This window comes from Pseudomonas sp. Pseusp11 (assembly GCF_047304405.1).
Lineage (GTDB): Bacteria > Pseudomonadota > Gammaproteobacteria > Pseudomonadales > Pseudomonadaceae > Aquipseudomonas.
On record NZ_JBGLZF010000002.1, the window covers coordinates 87,305 to 107,194 of the forward strand.

The following is a 19,890-nucleotide window of genomic DNA, read 5'->3' on the forward strand; positions in this document are numbered from 1 at the left end:
GTCACCCTCCCGGCCGTAGCACCAGGTCATAGCAATAGGGCGCCTGCGACTTGCTGCAACGAATGTCTTGCCAGCCATTCAATACAACCTCAGTCACCCCCTCGACCGTCAGCGCCGCGTCTACGGCCGAGCGTACGACCTGACCACCCAGCTTATGCATCTGCGCCACATACGCCTTGGCGCGCGTCTCAGCCACTTCCAGCGCCATTGCCGGGTCTAGCTCGGACGACACAGACACGGTCGCATTCAGGGCATAGCGCACAATCTCCGCTGAACGCACCCGCACACGGTCACCGAAGGGCCGAAACGGCTTCAGGTAGGTGTCGACCGCCTGCAACAACGCGGGGCCCGCCTGGCCGTCACCCGTGCGCCCCAGGACAAACAGGTCAATCTCACAGGGTTGCGGGCTGTCGACCGAAACGTCTTTGACCTCCTGGCTGGCATTGCGCGCATGAAAGCGATAGGCGCCCTCGGGGCCCGCCACCGATAGCCCTTCGGGTGATTCCTGCAAGCGCGCCCGATAGTCGTCGTCCAACTCCCCAGCGCGGCGCAGGATCGGGCTGCCGTCCGGGTTGCGGTAATAGGTGACGCCGATGTGGTCGAGCTGGCCGCCGAAGGCATACGCCAATGTCAGCCCCTTGGCCTGCTCGTTCATTTCCTGGCGGATCAACATTTCCCGATAGGCGCAGGCCAGCACAACCCGATAGGCCGGGTCGGCCGGGCTGTTGTTCTCCACCCCAGCCGAGGCGGCGATTTCAGCGACAATAACTTCATAGTCGACCGGTTTAACGACGGTCAAAGGCGGCAGCAAAGCCGGGATTACGCCTGTCATTTGAGCAAGATCCTTTCCAATTCCACCGCGCTGGCTTTTCCCTGCTCGTACAGCAGGCCGTTTAGAAACAGCTCGATATGGTTGCTGGCCACCACCTCAACCCGCATCGTCAACAGCCTGAAGTCATCCAGGCCGTTGGCCTTGTTGTTGATCGCTTCAGCGAGCCGGACAAAGGCGTCCATGTGGAATTCCGAATCGACGTTTCGGTCGAGTAGTTCAAACAACCGAGAACCAAAGTCGCGGCGGCCGACCAGGCTGCCGATCGGCGTCGCTATGACATCGCTCAGGCGTTGCCACAGGTAGGGAATGCCGCCAATCAGGCGCCCTGTAATCCTGTCCATACCTTGCTTCATGCTGTTCTCACTGTTGCGGATCAGGGGCCGGGCTGTTGCCGTGTTTATGGCCGTTGTACAGCGCCCGGTCGGCGCTCATGTTGCGCACGGCGTCACCGACTTCGGCGTCGCCTTTGATGTCGCCCGTTACGCGTAACGTGCCGTCGATTTCGGTGTCACCGGTAATCTTGACGCCACCCGGGGCGACCACTTCGGCGCGACCGCCGGCGGGCAAGTCGAGCCGATGCAAGTGCGCCTTGCGGTCGTAAGACACCGACCCGCCATCGCCGTACTGGATCAAAAACAGGTCGGGGTCGTTCGATGGCGCGACAAAGTCTTTGTGATAGCTACCGGGCAGAATCTCGCCCAGGGCCAGGTCCCCCTCACTGATCACCGTGACCCCTTCGCCCTTTTCGGGGCACCACCAGACAATCGCCTTCCCGGTCCGGATCGGCTTCCAGGGCAGCCAGCCGGTTGTCATGCCGGGCCCGTACTGGACCCGCGCGACGGCCTTGACGGGGTCGACCTCGGCAATCTTGCCGCGCACCACCATTTGGGCAACGCGACGTTCCAGCTCTTCCAGGCGCTGCAAAACGTCCATCACGCCTCCGGCTGATCGTTACCTACGTGGTCTTGCCCTATGAACACCTCAAGCGCCGGACCATCGACGGGCAGTTCCCAGGCTTCGCCTACATGGGCCGTTTGCTTCCAGCTCACCAGCCAACTCTCGAAACCCTTTTCGCCCGGGGTAAACAACCCGGGAAACGCCTCTAACTCGCCGGCGCGTTCCACGTATTCCAGCCCCCACCGTGCGCCGTCGATCAAGCGCAGCAGATGGGCCGCGAAGTTGCGCACCTCCAGCTGGACGTTTTCGGTCTGCGCGCTTAAGACACAGTGCGCGGTCCATACCAGCTCCATCGGTGTGCGGCCGCCCGTGGTGCGCCCACTGGGGCGAATCTCGGCCAGCTCCAGCAGCACCGCCGGCGTCTTGATCGACTGGCTGTTCGGGTCCACGGGGTTGTACATGTCCACGGTCGTCAACCGCTCACCGAACCGCTCGCGTATGGCCGCGATAATCCGGTTATGCAATTCGGTCAAATCGACTTGGGATTCGTCAGGTTTTCCGCTCATGATTCACCGCGTAATTGATTTCTTGTTCGATCAGCTGGGCAAACCGCGCCAGGGCGCGCCGCTCGTAACGGCGGAACACTTCGCCGGCCATGTCGGCCAGTTCGATGCCGACACGCACCACCGGGAAACGTCCCCGGTTGCTGCTGTCATTGCTGCCACCAAGATCAAGAAAGCGAGCACTGCCCCCGCCGTTCTGCCGACTCATAGCCGGCAGTTGCAGACCCAGCGCCTGGGCGCGGCTTTTGCGAATCCAGACCCGCGAAACCCCGTCGTAAACGCTGCGATAGAACGCCCCGTCGAAGCGACGACCCGCGACCGTTGTGCCCTTCTTGCCCTGTCGGGGTCGACCAGCGTTCTCCGCCGGCAAAGGCAAGGTGCCAAACCAGAGAATCGTCACTTGTTCGGCGCCAGAGCCGGCCGTGGTCGTGCTCCAGCGCGCTTTTAAGCTTTTCTGCGGCACCCGCAGGGCCTGGCTGATTTCGCGCGCCATACGCGTAGACAGCCAGCGCATGGTTTTACGGCGGGCTCGCTCGCCGGCCTTCGTCACCTGCTCGGGGGTGGCCTGAATCTGCGCGGTGACGCGGGTGATTTCTTGCGCGAAGTTCAGTTGAAAGTTAACGCCACTGGCTGCCATGGCTTCCGCCCTCCTCTACGGCGGGTTCGTCCAGGCTGTCGGCCAGCCAGAGAGTCAGCCAGCCCGCACCGTCGGCATAGGGCGCGGGGCAAAAGTAAACCTTGTCCTTGATGGTCAGCCGCCACGCTTTGCTGATCCCGGCCAAGCGTTGATCGCCAGTGGTGAACACCGGTTGCCGGCGCTTGAACTTCAAGCCGCCAGAGTCGCTGGAGCCTTCTTTTCGATGCTCGAAATCGACCTCGGCATTGTCGAAAATGCCCTCGACATCGAAGCGCTCGCCCGCGTACGTCAGCACCTGCGCCGTGGCGTCCTTACAAATCAGCATCGTTCGTTCAACAATGTTAAATCGGCTCATGACTCCCCCTTTTCGCATGCGAAAGCCGACCCTTGTCGGCAGGCTTTCGGTTGCGAAAAGCCCCGCACTTGGCGGGGCTCTCGGTACAGCCTGGCGACGCTTAGATCACGTTTTGCAGAAGCAAGCCGCATTCTTTGGCAATCACCAGTTCCTTGACCTGCTCACCGACGCGCAGGCGGTAACCACCCTTCAGGCCGACGCTTTCGTCATACCAGGTCCCGGCGAAGCGATCGTCATATTGCGCAGTAGCCCCCCAGGTCAGGGTCCCAGCCGGAATCTCGACGTTGGCCGCCTGGTAGGTGAACGCGCAATGCCCGGCCCACACTCGTTTGACCTCGGCCGGCTTGCCCTTCTTGGCGATGTTCACGCGGCTTTCGCCGATGAACACGTTTTCGATTTCCAGCAGTTCCATCAGTTGGGCGATGCTCACCACGCCTTTGTCGCCGCTGTTGCCGTGGGCCGCCGCGACCATGCTGCGGTTGACCCGCAACTGGGTCCACTCGGCGCGGCCGATGGTCAACGTGTTCGGGCGCATCAGCGGGCCATCGAGCTGGGCCAGCAAGAACGGCAACAGGTCGGCGTCGCGGTTGCTGAACTTCTCTGCGGCCGCCAACGGTTTCCCGTAGGCATGGTTGTCCGGGTTGAAGGCAGTTCGGGCGACGCGCACTTCGCGGTCCAACAGAATCAGGTCGGTCAGCGCTTCTGAGGCGTGATCGAGCGGGTCATAGTTGCTGTTGGCGGCCTTGTCGATGTCGCTTTGCGGGACCACGTCGTCCAAACCGAAATCGGCCGTCGAGGCGTCTTTTTCCTCGGCCGCGAATTCGACTTCCTGAGCGGCGCCCTTACGGCTGATTTCAGTATCGATATGGGTCAGGCGCTCGGCCTTGTCATATTCGAACCACTTGAATTGCTCACCGCCAACAGACTTACGCGGCATCACCTGATCAGCGATCAGCTTGTCATTGCGATAGGCAATGACGATCCCGGTACGGACCGGGTCAATAGGAAACGGGGCTGGCATGCTTGAATTACTCCAGGGTCAAATTAAGCGGCCGGCACGAAGCCGCGCTCGATGAACACGCGGCCGATGGTGCCGGCATCGCCGGTTTCGTCGGCGCGGGCGACGTAGGCTTCGCCGGGTTTCGCCTTCACCGCACGACCGGCGACGTCGGCGGTCAGCAAGTCACCAAACCCAACAGCGTCGCCATACTCCAGCTCGGTTGGGCCGCTTCGGATCACGTCGCAGACGGTGCCTGCCACCGCGCCGAGGCTGCCGGTCACGCCCATCAACGGCGCTTCGCTCGGCCCCGCGGCTTGCTTGAACTCGCCTTCGACATCGTCATAAGCGGCAATGCGGTAAGGCTCGGCATCCGTACCGGCGCGACGGCTTTCAATGTGTTGACGCATCAGGCTTTACCCCCTTGGATCATTCGCACAGCGGCGGAAATAGTGATTTTGTTGCCCTTGGCGGCTTCGGAGTCGACCAGGGTGCGGGCTTCAGCGGCCAGCGTTTTCGGGTCAACGGTGGACTTTCCGCCCTGGGGTTCGGCGCCGCCCTTGACCTTGTTGGCTTCGGTCTTGGCAGCGTCGTGCAGGTAGTCGGCACCGCCTTTTTTCTCGGCGGCGATAATCTGCGCGGCGGCTTCTGGGCCGCTGGTGGTGCCGTCCAAGGCCAGGGCCTGAATCAGCTTTTCGTGCCCGGGCAGGCTGTTAGCAAACACCGCTGTGACTCGTGCGGTTTCAGCGGTACGGCCGGCGATTTCCCCTTCGGCTTTGCCCGCCGCGTGACCCGTCACACGGGCCGCTTCGACGGCGGTGGCCATGTCGGCCGCACCGGTGGCGGCAATGGCGGCGAAAGCGTCCGGGTGTTGGGCCTTCAGGGCGTCAGCAACGGCGGCCGCCGTCGCCCCTTCTGCGATAGTCAGAGGCATGTGGTTTGCTCCTACGTTGGTCTTGGCGGCGGTTGACGCCTTGAGTGGTTGAATCGGGCGGGACGACTGCCGGCCGCTTAGCTCGGCGATCAAGCCTTCCAAGCTGCCGAGGCGGTGCGCCATGCCCTGCTTTACTGCCTTGGCACCGATGAAGGTGCCGCCCCGGCCAAAGTCGGCCAGGACCTTGTCGCGGCCGACACCCATGTTTCGGGTCACCGCGTCGATGAACACCGTTTCGAGGTCGTCGACGATGGTCTGCACGGCGGCCTGGCCGTCCTCGCTGGTCGGGTCAAGGCGCTTGTTCGGCGCATTGCTCGACACGACTTCGATGCGTTGTTCGCCCTCGACCGGCGGCAGGATGCGAAACCCCGCCACCGTGCCCACCGAACCCAGTTCGGCGGTCGCGTCGATCACCACTTCGGCACAGGCCGAAGCCATCCAGTACGCCGCCGAACAGGCTTGGCCGCCGACATAGGCGACGATCTTTTTCCGGCCCCGAGCCTGATAGATCATTTCGGCCATTTCATTCAGGCCGTTGACCTGGCCACCGGGCGAGTCGAACCACAGCACCACCGCGCGGGCCTTGGGGTCTTCAATCGAAGCCGACAGCGATTTGGCCAGCGCTTCGGTCGACGTGCCGCCGCAAATGTCGTGCATCCAGCTGGCATAGCGCGACACCACCCCGCGCACCTTGATCAGTGCCACCCCGTCGCGCAGCTCGACGGCAGGGACCGACTTCAGCCCCTCCCCGTCTTGCGTGGCCAGTGCCTCCAGGCTGCCGGCCTTCAACTCTCGGCGGGCGATGGCTTCCATGTCAGCCAGCATCGTCGGCGGCAGCGCCCAGGCTTGTGAAGCCAGAAACTGCAAGGCCATCAGCTTTTTCATGCGTCCTCCCCTGGCAGCAAAAGGCCCCGTTGGCGGTTGCCTTCGGGGCCTTGTTCGACGTTGTCGTCATTGGGCGGCGCACTCGGCGCCGCCGGTTTGTACTTGCGACGCTCCTCGATCACGCGTCGGTTGTTGATTTGTTCCCAGCCTTGGCCCAGCAAGTGACGGCTTTCCCGTTCGTGCGTGCTGATGCCGATCTTTAGCCGCTTCTCAGCCGCATTGACCGCCTTCAGTTCGTCCAGCTCGCCCAGATTGGGCCCGTGCCACAGCGCTTGGCAGTAGGCTCGGCGGACCAGCGGGTCCTGAAAGAACCCCGGCAATCGCAAGCGCCCCCGTGCCACCGCTTCCGCGATCACGGTTTCGTAATACGGCTGGCACACGTCGACAACAAAGTTGGCCCGGTCGACCATGATGTAATGGGCGAACTGCAACAGCGCCGCCCGACTGGCCGAATAACTGGCGGTAAAGTGCTTGATCAACACTTCGAACGGCACACCAATGGCGCCGCCGATCATGCGCCAGAGCGCCGTCACGAACGGGTCAAAGGCCGCATTCGGTCGCCCCGGATTGGCCGTTTCGATGCTCTCGCCTTCGTCCAGCTCGTACACCAAGCCATCACCCAGGCGCAGGTCGCGGGCCTCGTCGCTGTCGTCGTCATCGTCATCCGCTGCGTCTGTCCTGCCCCCTCCCGGCCCATAGGCATCCCCACCGCCATCGCGGTCGGACTTGATGAACACGGTGAATTTCGAGCTAATCACCGACGCCATCAGTTCGGCGTCGATGTAGCGCCCGGCCTGCTTAATCACTTCGATCACCGGCGCCAAGTCGGGGATGCCCCGCGTTTGGCTGGCCCGCATGTTGTGGTTGGAGTGAATCAGCACGTTGCGCCGGCTCTGCTCGCCAAACAGCGGCACCCGCTGCCAGGACGCTTTAGAGCGCAAAAAGCGCTTCGCCGGGTTGGTTTGCAACACATGTACCGCCACGGCGGCGCCGTGTTCGTCCAGCTCGAAACCGCCCGACAGGGTTTCGCTGTCGGGTTTGTTGTTCGGGTTGCACACGCGGTCGGACTCGACCGACTGAAAGTGCGTCGCGTACGGTGACCCTTCACGCTCGAAATGTGGCAGCAACAGAAACGCGTCGCCATTCACCCGGGCGCTATGGAACAGCTCGGCTTGCTTTTGAAAGAAGGTCTTGCGCCGCGCGGCGTCTGCCTCCAGGCAATCGGCCGCCAGGTTGAACTCACGCAACATTTGCGCCTGTAACGTCTCCGCCTGCTGGGAACTCAGCCCCAGGAACTCGGCGTCGATACTCGGTTCAGGCCGTAGCCCGGTGCCGATCACATAGACCGTCTTGGTTTTCATGGCGCCGTGGGCAATCGGGTTATTGCGCTCCAAATCGCGCGACCGCGACCGCAGGGTCGCCAGTTCGGGGTTAACGTCGCCGTCGGCGTCCTTTTTCGAGGTAAACCACGATTTTAGCGCCGGGCGACTTTTCGACGCCCCGGCGAATGAATCCAGGGCGTCGAGACTCATCCGGTCCCGCGCGCGGTCCAATCCCGCCGAGGCGGAAAAGAAACCGACCACGCGGTCGAAGACGTTTCGACTCATATCGGAATCCCTTGTCGAGCCACCGGCCCGCCGCGCAGGCTGCGCCGCAGGCGATCGCGTTGTGCATACAGGGTTTTAAGGTCCGCCATCTGCACCTTTCGCGTCCCGGCGGCCGTCGTCACCTCGACGTTTTGACCACCCTGCAGCACATCAAGAATGGCCTTGTCGATGGCGGCGATTTCCGCCCGAACTGCCCCACGGTTTCGGCTCATAGTTGGCACTCACTCACAGCCCCCCGACGGCGTTTTTTCCGCTTCGGCGCCGGCGCTGCCGGTTCCGGTGGGGGTTTGGGTTTCTGTTTTACCCGCGCGCCATCAGGCAACGCAGGCATGTCCGTTAGGTCAGGCGCCGTTTCATCCGGCAGGTCTAGCATTTCGTCCCCCAAGCGCGGCAGGCGATGCACCTGCTCAAGATGGGCGGCTGTCGCCGCCAACACTTCAGCGTCGAAATAGTGGTTGTCGGTACGCAGCTTGTGCCAGAACACGCGCCCCGCCTGGGTCACCAGGCGCGCCTCGGCGACCACCTGCTGGCAGTAATCGTCGGTCGCGTCTTGTGCGATGTACCAAGCGCCGGCATGTTCCACCGGCCATTCGATACGGGCATGCACCCAGCTTTTGAAGTGGTCGGTGTGGATGTGCATCAACTTCAGCGGTTGGCGTTCGTGGCCCTTCTGGTCCACGTCAGCAAACTTGTACGGCTTGTCCTGTTGCTGCCGGCCCTTGGTCGGCACCGCGCGGCCGTAGTAGCGCCGGCAGAACTGATAGACCATATGCACCGGTGCGGCCTTACCGCCGGGCTTATAGCCCGAATCGACCAGCATCCGCGCAATCGGCCGGCCGTCGTAGGTCGTTTCCAGCAGCGTGGCCAGGTCCTGCCACACCTGTTCCTGTTCGGTGTCGCCCCATATCTCGCCGTGCTCAATCAGCCACGACGAAAAGTTGTAGCCGAAGCCGCGCACCACATAGACCAGACGATCGCCTTGCACGTCGACACCGGCCAAGATCAGTTGCACCCCGCGCGGCACCTCGCCAAAGGCATAGGGCCGGCGTAGCGCGGCAACCGACTGCCAGGCCGGCGCCTCGCCCTTGACCATGAACAGCTCGCCGAATGCGGTGTTAATCGCGGCCTGCATCCGGCCGGGCTCGCCCGACAACATGGCCACCACGAACTTGCGCGCGCGCTGGCCAAAGGTCTGCCAGGGCGAGCACAACCCGGACACCCAAAACGACGCCGAAGTGTCTGCCTCCAGCGGCGCCAGGTAGGTACCGAATTCGACCGTTACCGTCACGCCGCCCTGCTCGATCTGCGCACCCGCCACGTTGAAGCCGACCAGGCGCTGGCCTGGGGCGACAAACACACCACGGTCATTCATCCACTCTTTCGATTCCTCGGCGATCATCGCCGAGCAATGCGGGCAGAACAGCCGGGCGTCGTCCAGGGCCTGCTTGGGCGTCGCCCCGTCGGGGATGTACAAGGTCGAAAAACGCGGGATGAAGTACCGACCACAACCCTTGTGCGGGCACGGCCAGGCCCATTCGTGCCGCGTGCCTTCCTGCCACAGCTTCCACACCGGCGAATGGACATCGTCCGACGGCCGCCAGCGCTCCAGGCCATCGTCGTCGGTTTCGGTTTCCACGCTGCCAACGGTCGGTGTTGAAACGACCGTCACATTGCCGTCGATGAAGTTGGAAATACGCGCTTCGGCCAGACTGATCGGGTCGCCTTCGCCGCCGACGTTATTGCCCATACGATCGCGTTCGTCGACGAACACGTCACGCGATGGATGCGACGCCAGCTCGGTCGCCGAGCCAGCCCAGCCGAAGCCGATGCGCTGACCGTTGATGAACTTTTCATTAATCGTGTCTTGCTTGCCCTTGGCCAGCGCCTCAAACAGCGAAGGCACCGATTTCAGCAGCTTGGAAAAACGATCCTTGCTCACCGACTCGACGTTCTTGCGAGTCGGACCGATGTACAACACCGGACCTGGATCGTCGTCCATCCGCCAACCAACCGCGTTCAACAGCACGCCGTCGGTCTTGGACATCTGCGCGCCCATCACGCCGGTCACCATCTTGAACAGCGGGTCGCGTATAGCCTCAGTGATACCCTTAACCCAAGGCGCGCGGTCGCTGTTCCACGGCCCCGGCTCGGGACTGCCCGGCGGCAAGACGCGCTTCTGATTGGCCCACAGCCAAGCCGCGCGCAACGGCGCCGGCCGAAACACCTTGGCCCCCCGCTTAAGAATCCTCTTCAGACGGTGCGGCATGGATGTCTAACGCCTCCAGCATGTCGGCCGCGACCGACATGGCCCGGGTCAGTTCGTCGTCGAATATCTGCAAGCCCGCCGCTTCATTACGCGCGGTGAATACTTTGGGAATCACCTTGCGGCCCACCGGGCGCAGGATCATTGCCATCTGTGTCAGCGCGCTGGCCAGGGTCTGCTCGACCAGGTCGATGTCGATCAAGGTCTTTTTCTTTTCGCCCAGCTCCAGGGCGCGCAACTCGGCTTCGGCTTCCCGCGTCTTGCGGTCTGCGCGCAGCTTCAACAGTTCTTCTTGTTCCTTGGTTGTGGTTTCGCCGTCGACCGCGTGACCGTCGCCTACTTGCTTGGCCACTTCGCGGGCAATCTCCCAGGCGGTGGCCTTGGCCATGTCGATGCGCATGGGGTCGCCCTTCTTGCCGCTCCCCTCATGCGGCAGCCCCTCGCCAAGCCAGCGCGTAACCGTCCGTTCGGACATACCCCGGGCATCGGCGTATTCGCGTTTATTCAAAATCAGCGGCATAGGTCGACCAATGCGAAGAGGTGGCCGAGCGCTTGGCCTATTTGTCCACCTTGCCCTTCTCGTTCGGCGCACACGTTGCCAGTAAATTCAAGGGCTGCACGTGGCCACCTGTTCAAAAATTGAACGATAAAGGTGGACAAAGGGCGTGCTTTTCCGAAAACCGAAAAATTCGCGAGCCGCGCGGGCCTGACGACCGTAGGTTCAAATTTTGGAGCCAGAGGGACCCAGACCCATCGGCGCACCATCGTGGTGCGTTGTCGGTGCCTGTTGCTCGATGCACGCCAGCACCTGGGCGGCGCAGGTCTTCAACGCGTCTTCAGTCACCAACACGGCGTCCTTCCATTGCTCATTGGCCAGCACCGGCGGGCGTGCCGGCAGGCGGCAGGCCACCAGCGGGCAGGGCTGCGTCTGGCTTGTACTGGGTTGGGTCGGTGGTTTCTGGACGGGCGAACTGCACCCCGTAAGCAGCAGGTACAGCACCGGCCAGGTAATCAGCGATAGCTTGATCATTCTCTTTCAGCTCCTGTAGTGCGTTACGCGTAACGTCACCATCCCTAGCGATGGTCTGCGCCAATGATCGGAACAAGCGGTCGGCGGTCTGCGCTTGCTTCAGTTGGGCGCGCTGGTCAGCGATCACCCCCGCCTGTTCTTCGGCTCGCAACTGCTCGGCTATCAGTTGATCACCGGCATTACTGCTGGCCTGTTCGGCCAACGCGCGGGCTGAATCCACGGCCTCAGTACGCCAGAGCGCCAAGACCGCGACCAGCAATGCGATACCCCAGGGAATCAGTTTCATACCGTCACCACTTGAGTCGGCCCGACCGCCAGAGCGGCAGCCAGAAGGAACACGGCACTCACCAGCGCGTCAGTCACAAGTCCCACGTACATAAGGTTTCCTCCAGGGCGCGGCGATGAATGATGCCGTCGCACTTGCTGCTCTTCAGCGCGCAATCCTTACCGGCCACGAATCGCCACCGCTTGAGTTGATCGCACGCTTGCACGTACTGCCCCTGGCGCAGCAGCTTGGCCGCTGTCGAGGCGCAGAACTTCGGCCCGCCGACGTTGTAGGTGAACAAGCCCCACCCCGCTTTCATCGATTCAGGCATGGGATCGGAGGTAGTGACACAGCGCGCAACGTCCTTCAGACCGATGTCGATGGCCTCACGGTTGCGGCGCATGCAGCCTTCGGGCGTTTCAACATCGCCCAGCTTCACGCCCTTGGTCACACCCCCGCAGATGGTCGGCACGCCACCAATGTCGAGATAGGCCCGCAAGGGGTTTCCCTCGACGATGGGGACCGCCACGTCCATCAGCTGATAGGCCGAGCCACCGGCGGCCAACACCGCCAAGAGCGCGGCCGGCAGCTTTATTTTCGCCATGCCGCCACCGCTGATGTGACCGAGCTAACCAGCGTGGATCGCCAGGACGGGAACGCTTTGTCGAGCAACAGCAACAACGTGTACAGCAGTGTCAACCAGCCGATGAGGTGGCTGATTTCAAAGCCGAAAAGCGTGGTGCTGCTGAAATACGCCACCGGCGGCGCGGCTTTCACAACTGTCATCGCAAGTCCAGATTCAGTGCTCACTTTTCTGTCCCCATAAAAAAGCCCCGGCCGTTGAGGGCCGAGGCTTGAAGGTTGTTACCCCCGTTTCGGGAGAGTGGAATAAAAAACCGCTGTATGGGCGGACAAATGTGCAATCAAAAACGAAAAACCCCGCACTGTGGCGTAATGCTGTTCACTTAAGAGTCTTGAGTCAGTGAGTAACCTGTGGCGAGGGAGCTTGCTCCCGCTTGAGTGCGTAGCGCTCACAAAAATCGGCGATTGTTATCAGATTTTTGGGGCCGCTGCGCAGCCCAACGCGAGCAAGCTCGCTCGCCACAAAGGTAGGCATGACTGAAGAGTCGCGCTTAAGTGAACAGCATTACGCACTGTGGCGAGGCTTATGAATAGGCACAAAAAACCCAGCTCAACTGGCCGGGTTCTCGAAGGCGTCACGCTGCGTTCACAGCAATACACGCTGCTATAAAAACAGATCTATTCCGCGCGGAAAAGCGATTTCTTCATTTTGCACCTTCCATTGGCGAGCCCGTCGGGGTTTGCAGCTTTGAACCTAAAAAAAAAGTCACTATGCTGGCGCCTCGCACCTTTAACCAGCCTCGAAGCCAGCGAATAAAAATCATGGAAACTGTCCCTCGCACACTATACAAATATGTAACGCCTGAAAGAGTTGACATCTTAAAAAACCTAAAAATTAGATTCACACAGCCATTCGCTCTAAATGATCCTTTTGAGTTCAACTTATCATTTCAGGAAATAATTTCAGAAAAAGAACTATTCGACAAAGTATCCACTCTCGACCCAGACTTAATGATTCGCCAAACTCTGGAAAAATTATCAGAACCGGAGCAAGCCGCACTTAAAAACATGCCACCTGAGTTTCACGAGTTTTTAATAGCCAAGGTACAGCAACTTACCTCATTGGAAAATATTAAAAAAATCAACAACGAATACATAAGGCCCCATACAGACAGAATAAAAAGCGAAATTTCATTAGGACTTAACAAACACATTGGAATATTAAGCCTCAGCTCCAACTGTTCTATCCCTCCGATGTGGGCAAATTACGCTGACAACTCTAAAGGCTTCATAATAGGTTTCGACACAACGAATCAGTTCTTCAACCGAAGACGTTCAGAGTCCGATGAGCTTTACCATTTACGGAAAGTTGTTTATGAAGATACGCAGCCTTTGGGTAGCGTTTCGGAAGTAAAAAAAGACATTCTTATTCAGAAAAATAAAAGCTGGGAGTATGAAAATGAGTGGCGGATGCTGCTACCGCTCAGTGCAGCAAACGCCGAAATCTCCACTCCGGCCGGAGATAATGTTTTTCTTTTTGACCTCCCGGCCAATGCCATATCTCAGATTATTTTTGGACTAAACACTGAAGATTCAACTATTTCGGAGGTTACGAAAGCCATATCAGAAATCGCCCCCAACCCTCACGTTAAACTTAGCAGAGCTACAAAGGGCGCCATCGGGCTTGAAATAGTTGAATTGTAATCTGGCAACTTCAAATTATAATTGCCACCAAGCGGCGGCAATTATAAATACGTAAACCTTTCCTTTCAAAAACGAGTTAAGAGCAACCTTTCGGATCTTTCTATGCCGCGTCCCTCATCCCCCCAACAGCACAGTCGATCCACGCAGCGCCCGCGCGGGCGAGCTCTCGTGTCTTACCTTCACTTAATCCGTAGTGCTTACCCACTCGGACCATCGGCCATTTGGCGCCGTAGTACAGCCAGATAATGTCGCCCATTTGCTGATCGCGACGAATGAGTCTGGCCACCGCCTCATCAATAGCAAGAGCCCAATCATCGGTGATGCAGTAGCTCGTGCTCACGGATGGCTGCGGTGTCACTTGGCGCATTAGCGCGAATGTAGGCGAGATGTAACTGGGGACCCCCATCCCATCCATACGCCACCAGCCCCACTGTTCCAGTAAGTACTCGGTATCCCCCAAAGGCCGTCCTGCCGGCTTACGAATCATCATGCTCTCAATCCCCTGTGTAATTCGACCCGCCTGCTCCCAGGCGGTTGTTCAATTCGTAGTGTTTTCCGATACTGGTGGTCGACGCACGCTTCAACGCCTCGACCTTCCGCTGTGCCTCCTGCAACTTGAAGCTCAATTGCATAACCAAATCATGCAACTGAAGCGCCTCGCCGGTTTCGGCAACAACCCACCCCGAGGCGTTGCACTGGATGCAGGCCAGGTCGTAAAAAACACCTTTGATGAACGCCTTCCCTCGACAAATCTGACACTGGGCCAACTCGATCTGCGGTGCTTGAAAGGCGGAGCCGTGGCTCTTTTTCATGCTTTTGAAACCTCGCCTATGGTTGATTCTTGAATGGCCTTGCAGGCCTTGTGTTCTGTGGCTTCCAGCGCTTTACCGGAATCTCCGGATCTAACGCCGGTCAACATATGAATCTGGTCAAAGCCCTTCGTATCTAGATGCGCGTGCCACTGCTCCAGGGCATCGCGCTTACGGCTCATGACGTCCGACTGGATGTACACCTTCACGTTGTGGCCCATGGCATGGTTGATCAGCAGCTCACCGATCAGGTGGTCGACGCCAAGGTCTGCCCAACCGGTACGGGCGACTTTGCGCAAGTCATGGCTGGTCCACTCGCCCTGCCCCAACCGCCCGAACACGGCACTCGCCTGCCCTTCACTGAGCGCTTTGCCGTTGCGCGACGGAAACAGGAACTGACCGTCATACCCTTTGGCTCGCTGGATCTCGCGATAACTGATCAGCACCTTGCGCACCTGTTCGGTCAGTGGCAGGTGATGCTCGACGCCAGTCTTGGTGTGCTCGGCCGGAATGAACCACTCGCGCTCGGCCAAGCTGATGTGCGACCACCGCGCCTGTCGCGTTTCACCTATGCGCGTGCCGTGGCAAAGCATCATCAGCGCGAGCAGCCCATCCGACGGGTTGTTCGCCATGGCACCGAGCAAACGTGTCATGAGGTCTTGAAGCTGGGTGCTGCGCAACCGGGAAGGCTTGATACCCACCTTCGCCTTGGAGAAGTCACTGAACTTGACGCACGCCATGGGGTTGGCCGAAATCAGGCCCAGCTTGAACGCCTGGCGGAAGGCCAGGGCCAGCAACTGGAACACCAGGCGCACGTAGTCGATGGAAATGCTTTCCTGCAATGGCCACATGAGCTGACTGTCGAGGGTGGCCTTGTCGATGCCGGTCAGCAGCAGGTCGCCCAGGCGTGGCATCAGGTGGCACTTGATGGCCGAGGCACCAGTTTTTTTGCGTTTCTCCGACAGGTTGCGGTCGCGGGCCATTCGATCGGCATACCAAGCCAGCAACTCACCGGTAGTGACCCAGGTTGAAAGCGTTGAGCCCTCGTCGGCAGCAACCCGAAGGCGCACCGCCGGCAACGCGGCCACGACCTGCTTGGTACTCAGATCTGGAAACCCGCCAATCCGGTGCCAGGTGCGCTTGCCGAGCAAGTACCAGGAACCGCGCGCTCGATTCTTCGCGAAACGAAAGTGCAACGCCGGATGACTCGCATCTCGCAGATCGCGGATGTGCAACTTCTTGGCACTGCGCTCAATTTCGGCATCCGAAAGTTTCACGGTCAGGGTTTTCACTTGGGCGGTCATTGCGGGTTACCTGCGGGCGCCAAAAGATCGACGACTTGAAAGGTGTTCGGCCACATCGATGCGCCATAACGCTCGGCCATCGCCTGATCAACAAACAGCGCCAGTGCGTGATCGGGAGTACTCCCCAGATCCCACTTGTAAGAGCAGCAGAACACGGCGAAGCGGTAGTTCTCCGGGTCAGGAACAGCCAGCAGGCGATCAGGCATTGGTGTGGCCCTCGATGTTTGTTTTTTCTCGAATACCGAACCGAGACAGCAACTGAGCGCGGGCGGTCTGGCCGTCGACTGGAATGGATTGCCGAGCCATGGTTGCCAGTAGCCGCGCATCACCGTATTCCTGGGCCAACTGCACTTCAGGCTTCTGCGAGTCGTGCCCGATGCCGACGGCGATATCCTCAAGCGGCTTGCCCTGAACCAGCATCCGGATGGTGATGTCGTAAGCCCGGTCGAAAACCTTGCTGGCCCTCTCCGACACCAGGCTGTTCAGGTTGTGCATCTCGCACTGGAGCGCGGCATGACGCACCGCTGAGTGCGACCACACGCGAGAAGAGGCGCGGCTCGGGTCCAGATTGACCAGCGCTTCACGGAAAGCCTTGTCGTGTGAAGGGATGCCCAGCATCTCAGGCGTTGGCTGACACCACTTCACGAACTTGCCCACGCTCGGCGCGAAATCGCCGCCGTACTGACGGCAGTTCTGCAGCCCGTACCGGATCTGCTCAAGCGTATTGATTCCGGCGACGATGAACGCTTTGATCCAGCTACGCTTGGCAGCACGCAAGGCGTCATCGTCTGGCCAGGCCTGCTTCCACGCGGGAAAAATCGCCTGAAGTTCTTTGAACAACGCATTCACCACATCAGTGGTGCCGGGCGGCAGTTGCTTCGGCTGAACCAGTGCAACCGGTGGCAGGTTTCCCATCTTGCTGAGCAGTTGATTGGCGCTGCGCGGAGCTTTCATCTCCATCACAAATCCCCCAGATCATCAGCCCAGCTTGAGTCATCAAAATCGGGTGGTGCAGATTGTCCACCGGCGCGCTTCACCTGCTCACGTTTGATCCACTTGACCAGACGAAAACACCAGCCAGAGGCACTGTCTACGGTCGCAGGCTTGGCAACGAAGAAGCCCTTGAAATCAGCGAACAACTCATCAGTCACCGACTCAGCTGGCAGCCCCGCGATTACGAGTTGATCAGCCAACGCCTTTCCACTCGGTACCCAGGCGGCGAACATGGCGAAGCGTTGGCGATCATCCAGCGCATCGATGGCGGCCTGATCCTGTTCGGCAATCACATCGGAAATCTCGCGCTGCAGCTGCTGTTCGGTTCCTTGATGGTTAATTGACGTATTGGGTGCAGCCGCTGCACCCCGTTCTGTTCCAGGCTGCACCCCGTTCTGTTGTGAATTGCACCCCGTTGCGTCATTTGCACCCCGATTTGTACGGGGTGCAGGATTTGCACCCCGCGATAGTTGGAGGTCGTACACAACTGGGCGGCGGTCATGACGATCGATGTGCACGGCGGCAATGGCTTGATTGCCCTTCTGGATCAGTCCGACCTTCTCCAGATCATCCAACTTGTAGCGAACGGTTCGTTCGGACAGGCCGGTGTCCTGTGCCAGGGTTGAGGTGGATGGAAAGGCGCCAGCACCGTTCGAACCGGCGTAGTTGGCAAGGCACAGCAGCACATGACGCGCGCTTGAGTCTTTCAGGGATTCAGTAGGCAAAGAGAGCGCCCAGGACATTGCTTGAACACTCACAGGGAGGCTCCGATATTGAATTCAGCCAAACGGGCAAGCCCCTTCGGGGTGACCAATGGATCGAAGGCTGCGCGCTCGGCGCCGGTTTCAGGGTTTGCCTTCAAGGTGGTGACTTTGTGGACCATGTAGCCGGACGTGATGCGCGGCTGGTACGCAGTCCAGCGGCCTGAGCCTTGGCGTCGAAAAATCCAACGGTGCTGTTCCATCCAGGTGAAAAGCTTCGAAGGTTGGACTTGCAGGTGCTTGGCCGCGTCGGTGATGCAAATCGCGCCGCCGGCCGCGGCAAGACGCTTTATGGCCGCAACCTTTGGCGCCTGATCGAGAATGACCAGACGCAGCAACTGGTTGTCCTTTGCCTGGTCGGCGGCAGCCTGTAATGCTTCGGCGTACGTTGCTGGAATCTGAAACTGGCCCGCCTGAGCTTCCAGTTCCTGCCAGCGATCAATGATCCGCGCACGCAACTCGACGCTGTAGCCCGAAACCACCACCAGAGTGTCGCGCTGGGACAGCAGAAACTCGCGATAGACCTGGCCGTTTTGTGGATGGATATAGGGGGTGTCGTTTGCAGAAACGACACCCTTGGCAACCAGCGTCCGGACTGTTTTCAGAACATTGTCATGCGTGCTGCCGGTGAGTTCGGCAATCTCGCGTGACGACATGGTGTGACACGACACGTTTTGCGAACTGCTCAAAAGTGTCGCGACATGGCGGGTATTGCCGGGGGTAGCGATCGTGTTCATAATGGCCCCTCAAGTGTGTTGCGTATTGAAAAAGCCGGGTTGCAGCCCGGCTTTTTTGTGCCTGCGATTCAGGCAGCCTTTAGCGACTCGCGTAGAACCTGCAGCGCATCGATTGCTTCAAGGATTGCTTTCTCGCCCTGGGCTTTTTCATGCTGGCTGATGTGGTTGTCTTCGGCGGCATCGAAAATCAACCGGCCAACATCTCCGCATTCAGCCGATAGCTGTCCAAGAGCAACCATCAATGGCTTAATCGCCGGCTTCTCTCGAGCAACAAGATCGAAACCAAACTGATCAGCGAGAGAGGCCAGCGGGCGCATGTCGTCGGTGTGTAGCAAAATCCCGAACAGATGCTCGATGGTCAGGTGATGCGCCGCGTTGTCCGGGTTCGAGCGCTGAAGCAGACTCACGTGCGCCATGCACATTTTCCCGGCTAGCTCCTCTGCCCCACTTTCCTTGACCGTGGTGTGGCAAGCCCTCAAAAAATCTTCCATTCGTAAAACCTCAAATTTGTTTCCGTGGCGCCACTGAAGATGCTCAGCGATCATTTGTTCAGAAAATCAAGCGGCGGAAGGTTCTGAAATGGTTTCTGGGGGGAATGCATCATCCAAAGCGCACTCCGCACCGAGGCTATTCAGCGCCGCCACGATTTGGCGGGCCTCACTAAGCCCCGGACAACGCAGACCAGATTCATAGTTGGCCAGACGCGACTGATTCCAGCCGAGCGACCGCCTCAGATCTGCCTGGGTGATGCTTGCTCTTTCTCGAATCAAGCGAACGTGGTTCATGGATTCATTCCTCTCATACGTTCAAGAAGGATAAACACGTAACGTGTTTAATTCAATCACAATAAGTGAAAGCCGAATATTTCGTTTCGTGATGAAATCACGCGCATGAACGAATTATTAGGTCAGCGCATCAAGCGCCTGAGAAAAGCAGCGGGCATATCCCAGGCTCAGCTCGCAGAGGCATGCGGCTGGAAATCCCAGTCCCGGGTGGGGAATTATGAAGCTGGGACAAGGGAGCCAACGCTTGCTGATATAGCTGCGATGGCGAAGGCTATTGGGGTGGATGAGTCTGAGATACTACTGAGAACGTCGGGGACGCCCTCCACTATAGTGTCGGCGGTTGCCTCCGGCTCGGTGGATCTTGTGCGTGACATGCTTGCGCAGGCCGGAAAAAGGCTGCCCAAGGAAGTTAGGGAGAAAATCCTTGCTGCTGCAGAGGAGTCAAGTAAAAAGCCAAACAACGTGATCGTCACCGACTTCTCCCGACCTGGCCAGGTAGGTGATGAGGTGTGGATTGCGCATTACGACGTTCGCGCAGCTATGGGTGGAGGCCAGGTTCCGCACGACTACCCCGAAATGCTGCAGGATGTGAGGGTCAGCCCGAAACACCTTAGAGAAATGGGAGTTGAATTTACCGAGCACTACCACCTGAAAATCGTCACGGGGTGGGGCCAGTCAATGGCGCCGACGATCAAACACCGCGATCCTTTGCTGGTGGACGTGAGTATTCGGGAGTTTGTCGGGGACGGGATATACCTTTTCTCTTGGGGCGATCACCTCTACATCAAGCGCCTACAGATGCAGGGTTCCGACCACTTCAAAATGATTTCCGATAACACCAATCATCCGCCTGAGCCGATCCCACGTGATCAGACGTACATCCAGGCGCGCGTGCTGCTGGTGTGGAATGCACATTTAGTTTGATGACAATAATTGTTAAAAGACGAGGT

27 protein-coding genes are annotated in these 19,890 nt (G+C 59.5%); 2 read left to right on the forward strand and 25 right to left on the reverse strand.

The window, feature by feature from the left end:
- Position 1 precedes the first annotated feature (1 nt).
- The 16 genes from ACCC96_RS01710 to ACCC96_RS01785 form a co-directional block, all read right to left on the reverse strand.
- Positions 2–832, reverse strand: coding sequence for a baseplate J/gp47 family protein (locus ACCC96_RS01710; protein ID WP_413694803.1), 831 nt, complete (start codon positions 830–832; stop codon positions 2–4).
- Positions 829–1,185 carry a hypothetical protein gene (locus tag ACCC96_RS01715; RefSeq protein WP_413694804.1) on the reverse strand — a complete coding sequence of 119 codons (357 nt, stop codon included), beginning with the start codon at positions 1,183–1,185 and terminating at the stop codon, positions 829–831. The genes ACCC96_RS01710 and ACCC96_RS01715 overlap by 4 nt, the downstream gene beginning before the upstream one ends.
- A gap of 7 nt (positions 1,186–1,192) precedes the next feature.
- The gene (locus tag ACCC96_RS01720; protein ID WP_413694805.1) at positions 1,193–1,765 is read right to left on the reverse strand and encodes a phage baseplate assembly protein V; all 573 of its coding nucleotides are present in this window, start codon (positions 1,763–1,765) and stop codon (positions 1,193–1,195) included.
- Positions 1,765–2,295, reverse strand: a complete 531-nt coding sequence (locus ACCC96_RS01725; protein WP_413694806.1) for a hypothetical protein — start codon at positions 2,293–2,295, stop codon at positions 1,765–1,767. Before ACCC96_RS01725 ends, ACCC96_RS01720 begins: the two co-directional genes overlap by 1 nt.
- Positions 2,279–2,929: a hypothetical protein gene (locus tag ACCC96_RS01730; RefSeq protein ID WP_413694807.1), complete on the reverse strand. Its 651-nt coding sequence runs from the start codon at positions 2,927–2,929 to the stop codon at positions 2,279–2,281. The genes ACCC96_RS01725 and ACCC96_RS01730 overlap by 17 nt, the downstream gene beginning before the upstream one ends.
- Positions 2,910–3,284 (reverse strand): hypothetical protein, encoded by a 375-nt coding sequence (locus tag ACCC96_RS01735; protein ID WP_413694808.1) that lies wholly within the window; start codon positions 3,282–3,284, stop codon positions 2,910–2,912. Before ACCC96_RS01735 ends, ACCC96_RS01730 begins: the two co-directional genes overlap by 20 nt.
- 100 nt (positions 3,285–3,384) lie before the next feature.
- A complete protein-coding gene (locus ACCC96_RS01740; protein WP_413694809.1) occupies positions 3,385–4,305 on the reverse strand; it encodes a phage capsid protein in 921 nt (306 codons plus the stop codon).
- Positions 4,306–4,328: 23 nt separating this feature from the next.
- Positions 4,329–4,691, reverse strand: a complete 363-nt coding sequence (locus ACCC96_RS01745) for a hypothetical protein (RefSeq protein WP_413694810.1) — start codon at positions 4,689–4,691, stop codon at positions 4,329–4,331.
- Positions 4,691–6,100, reverse strand: a complete 1,410-nt coding sequence (locus ACCC96_RS01750) for a S49 family peptidase (protein WP_413694811.1) — start codon at positions 6,098–6,100, stop codon at positions 4,691–4,693. The genes ACCC96_RS01745 and ACCC96_RS01750 overlap by 1 nt, the downstream gene beginning before the upstream one ends.
- A complete protein-coding gene (locus ACCC96_RS01755; RefSeq protein WP_413694812.1) occupies positions 6,097–7,707 on the reverse strand; it encodes a phage portal protein in 1,611 nt (536 codons plus the stop codon). Before ACCC96_RS01755 ends, ACCC96_RS01750 begins: the two co-directional genes overlap by 4 nt.
- Positions 7,704–7,919: a hypothetical protein gene (locus ACCC96_RS01760; protein ID WP_030132153.1), complete on the reverse strand. Its 216-nt coding sequence runs from the start codon at positions 7,917–7,919 to the stop codon at positions 7,704–7,706. Before ACCC96_RS01760 ends, ACCC96_RS01755 begins: the two co-directional genes overlap by 4 nt.
- On the reverse strand, positions 7,916–9,973 hold the full coding sequence (locus tag ACCC96_RS01765) for a terminase gpA endonuclease subunit (RefSeq protein ID WP_413694813.1): 2,058 nt from the start codon (positions 9,971–9,973) through the stop codon (positions 7,916–7,918). Before ACCC96_RS01765 ends, ACCC96_RS01760 begins: the two co-directional genes overlap by 4 nt.
- A complete protein-coding gene (locus tag ACCC96_RS01770) occupies positions 9,945–10,490 on the reverse strand; it encodes a hypothetical protein (protein ID WP_413694814.1) in 546 nt (181 codons plus the stop codon). Before ACCC96_RS01770 ends, ACCC96_RS01765 begins: the two co-directional genes overlap by 29 nt.
- Positions 10,491–10,691: 201 nt before the next feature.
- On the reverse strand, positions 10,692–11,000 hold the full coding sequence (gene lysC, locus ACCC96_RS01775; RefSeq protein WP_413694815.1) for an Rz1-like lysis system protein LysC: 309 nt from the start codon (positions 10,998–11,000) through the stop codon (positions 10,692–10,694).
- 359 nt (positions 11,001–11,359) lie between these two features.
- Complete coding sequence (locus tag ACCC96_RS01780) at positions 11,360–11,869, reverse strand: lysozyme (protein WP_413694816.1); 510 nt, start codon at positions 11,867–11,869, stop codon at positions 11,360–11,362.
- On the reverse strand, positions 11,857–12,075 hold the full coding sequence (locus tag ACCC96_RS01785) for a hypothetical protein (RefSeq protein ID WP_413694817.1): 219 nt from the start codon (positions 12,073–12,075) through the stop codon (positions 11,857–11,859). The genes ACCC96_RS01780 and ACCC96_RS01785 overlap by 13 nt, the downstream gene beginning before the upstream one ends.
- A gap of 594 nt (positions 12,076–12,669) precedes the next feature.
- Between ACCC96_RS01785 and ACCC96_RS01790 the strand changes: the two genes are divergently transcribed.
- A complete protein-coding gene (locus ACCC96_RS01790; protein WP_413694818.1) occupies positions 12,670–13,551 on the forward strand; it encodes a DUF2971 domain-containing protein in 882 nt (293 codons plus the stop codon).
- Positions 13,552–13,651: 100 nt separating this feature from the next.
- On the opposite strand, the gene ACCC96_RS01795 is transcribed toward ACCC96_RS01790, so the two are convergent.
- The 9 genes from ACCC96_RS01795 to ACCC96_RS01835 form a co-directional block, all read right to left on the reverse strand.
- Positions 13,652–14,041 (reverse strand): antiterminator Q family protein, encoded by a 390-nt coding sequence (locus ACCC96_RS01795; protein ID WP_413694819.1) that lies wholly within the window; start codon positions 14,039–14,041, stop codon positions 13,652–13,654.
- Between the two features lie 4 nt (positions 14,042–14,045).
- Complete coding sequence (locus ACCC96_RS01800) at positions 14,046–14,363, reverse strand: hypothetical protein (protein WP_413694820.1); 318 nt, start codon at positions 14,361–14,363, stop codon at positions 14,046–14,048.
- A complete protein-coding gene (locus tag ACCC96_RS01805; protein ID WP_413694821.1) occupies positions 14,360–15,664 on the reverse strand; it encodes a tyrosine-type recombinase/integrase in 1,305 nt (434 codons plus the stop codon). Before ACCC96_RS01805 ends, ACCC96_RS01800 begins: the two co-directional genes overlap by 4 nt.
- On the reverse strand, positions 15,661–15,870 hold the full coding sequence (locus ACCC96_RS01810) for a hypothetical protein (RefSeq protein ID WP_230172936.1): 210 nt from the start codon (positions 15,868–15,870) through the stop codon (positions 15,661–15,663). The genes ACCC96_RS01805 and ACCC96_RS01810 overlap by 4 nt, the downstream gene beginning before the upstream one ends.
- Positions 15,863–16,624, reverse strand: a complete 762-nt coding sequence (locus ACCC96_RS01815) for a replication protein P (RefSeq protein WP_413694822.1) — start codon at positions 16,622–16,624, stop codon at positions 15,863–15,865. The genes ACCC96_RS01810 and ACCC96_RS01815 overlap by 8 nt, the downstream gene beginning before the upstream one ends.
- Positions 16,624–17,400 carry a helix-turn-helix domain-containing protein gene (locus ACCC96_RS01820; RefSeq protein WP_413694944.1) on the reverse strand — a complete coding sequence of 259 codons (777 nt, stop codon included), beginning with the start codon at positions 17,398–17,400 and terminating at the stop codon, positions 16,624–16,626. The genes ACCC96_RS01815 and ACCC96_RS01820 overlap by 1 nt, the downstream gene beginning before the upstream one ends.
- 11 nt (positions 17,401–17,411) lie before the next feature.
- Complete coding sequence (locus ACCC96_RS01825) at positions 17,412–18,074, reverse strand: phage antirepressor KilAC domain-containing protein (protein WP_413694945.1); 663 nt, start codon at positions 18,072–18,074, stop codon at positions 17,412–17,414.
- Between the two features lie 149 nt (positions 18,075–18,223).
- Complete coding sequence (locus tag ACCC96_RS01830; RefSeq protein WP_413694823.1) at positions 18,224–18,646, reverse strand: phage regulatory CII family protein; 423 nt, start codon at positions 18,644–18,646, stop codon at positions 18,224–18,226.
- 66 nt (positions 18,647–18,712) lie between these two features.
- Positions 18,713–18,940, reverse strand: a complete 228-nt coding sequence (locus tag ACCC96_RS01835; protein WP_413694824.1) for a helix-turn-helix transcriptional regulator — start codon at positions 18,938–18,940, stop codon at positions 18,713–18,715.
- 105 nt (positions 18,941–19,045) lie between these two features.
- On the opposite strand from ACCC96_RS01835, the gene ACCC96_RS01840 reads away from it, so the two are divergent.
- Positions 19,046–19,864, forward strand: a complete 819-nt coding sequence (locus tag ACCC96_RS01840) for an XRE family transcriptional regulator (protein WP_413694825.1) — start codon at positions 19,046–19,048, stop codon at positions 19,862–19,864.
- The last annotated feature ends 26 nt before the right edge of the window (positions 19,865–19,890 follow it).

Bases quoted from the DNA above. Each gene is read 5' to 3' on its own strand.
- ACCC96_RS01710 (WP_413694803.1), bottom strand. From the start codon at position 832: ATGACAGGCGTAATCCCGGCTTTGCTGCCGCCTTTGACCGTCGTTAAA.
- ACCC96_RS01715 (WP_413694804.1), bottom strand. From the start codon at position 1,185: ATGAAGCAAGGTATGGACAGGATTACAGGGCGCCTGATTGGCGGCATT.
- ACCC96_RS01720 (WP_413694805.1), bottom strand. From the start codon at position 1,765: ATGGACGTTTTGCAGCGCCTGGAAGAGCTGGAACGTCGCGTTGCCCAA.
- ACCC96_RS01725 (WP_413694806.1), bottom strand. From the start codon at position 2,295: ATGAGCGGAAAACCTGACGAATCCCAAGTCGATTTGACCGAATTGCAT.
- ACCC96_RS01730 (WP_413694807.1), bottom strand. From the start codon at position 2,929: ATGGCAGCCAGTGGCGTTAACTTTCAACTGAACTTCGCGCAAGAAATC.
- ACCC96_RS01735 (WP_413694808.1), bottom strand. From the start codon at position 3,284: ATGAGCCGATTTAACATTGTTGAACGAACGATGCTGATTTGTAAGGAC.
- ACCC96_RS01740 (WP_413694809.1), bottom strand. From the start codon at position 4,305: ATGCCAGCCCCGTTTCCTATTGACCCGGTCCGTACCGGGATCGTCATT.
- ACCC96_RS01745 (WP_413694810.1), bottom strand. From the start codon at position 4,691: ATGCGTCAACACATTGAAAGCCGTCGCGCCGGTACGGATGCCGAGCCT.
- ACCC96_RS01750 (WP_413694811.1), bottom strand. From the start codon at position 6,100: ATGAAAAAGCTGATGGCCTTGCAGTTTCTGGCTTCACAAGCCTGGGCG.
- ACCC96_RS01755 (WP_413694812.1), bottom strand. From the start codon at position 7,707: ATGAGTCGAAACGTCTTCGACCGCGTGGTCGGTTTCTTTTCCGCCTCG.
- ACCC96_RS01760 (WP_030132153.1), bottom strand. From the start codon at position 7,919: ATGAGCCGAAACCGTGGGGCAGTTCGGGCGGAAATCGCCGCCATCGAC.
- ACCC96_RS01765 (WP_413694813.1), bottom strand. From the start codon at position 9,973: ATGCCGCACCGTCTGAAGAGGATTCTTAAGCGGGGGGCCAAGGTGTTT.
- ACCC96_RS01770 (WP_413694814.1), bottom strand. From the start codon at position 10,490: ATGCCGCTGATTTTGAATAAACGCGAATACGCCGATGCCCGGGGTATG.
- lysC (WP_413694815.1), bottom strand. From the start codon at position 11,000: ATGATCAAGCTATCGCTGATTACCTGGCCGGTGCTGTACCTGCTGCTT.
- ACCC96_RS01780 (WP_413694816.1), bottom strand. From the start codon at position 11,869: ATGGCGAAAATAAAGCTGCCGGCCGCGCTCTTGGCGGTGTTGGCCGCC.
- ACCC96_RS01790 (WP_413694818.1), top strand. From the start codon at position 12,670: ATGGAAACTGTCCCTCGCACACTATACAAATATGTAACGCCTGAAAGA.
- ACCC96_RS01795 (WP_413694819.1), bottom strand. From the start codon at position 14,041: ATGATGATTCGTAAGCCGGCAGGACGGCCTTTGGGGGATACCGAGTAC.
- ACCC96_RS01800 (WP_413694820.1), bottom strand. From the start codon at position 14,363: ATGAAAAAGAGCCACGGCTCCGCCTTTCAAGCACCGCAGATCGAGTTG.
- ACCC96_RS01805 (WP_413694821.1), bottom strand. From the start codon at position 15,664: ATGACCGCCCAAGTGAAAACCCTGACCGTGAAACTTTCGGATGCCGAA.
- ACCC96_RS01810 (WP_230172936.1), bottom strand. From the start codon at position 15,870: ATGCCTGATCGCCTGCTGGCTGTTCCTGACCCGGAGAACTACCGCTTC.
- ACCC96_RS01815 (WP_413694822.1), bottom strand. From the start codon at position 16,624: ATGGAGATGAAAGCTCCGCGCAGCGCCAATCAACTGCTCAGCAAGATG.
- ACCC96_RS01820 (WP_413694944.1), bottom strand. From the start codon at position 17,400: ATGTCCTGGGCGCTCTCTTTGCCTACTGAATCCCTGAAAGACTCAAGC.
- ACCC96_RS01825 (WP_413694945.1), bottom strand. From the start codon at position 18,074: ATGTCGTCACGCGAGATTGCCGAACTCACCGGCAGCACGCATGACAAT.
- ACCC96_RS01830 (WP_413694823.1), bottom strand. From the start codon at position 18,646: ATGGAAGATTTTTTGAGGGCTTGCCACACCACGGTCAAGGAAAGTGGG.
- ACCC96_RS01835 (WP_413694824.1), bottom strand. From the start codon at position 18,940: ATGAACCACGTTCGCTTGATTCGAGAAAGAGCAAGCATCACCCAGGCA.
- ACCC96_RS01840 (WP_413694825.1), top strand. From the start codon at position 19,046: ATGAACGAATTATTAGGTCAGCGCATCAAGCGCCTGAGAAAAGCAGCG.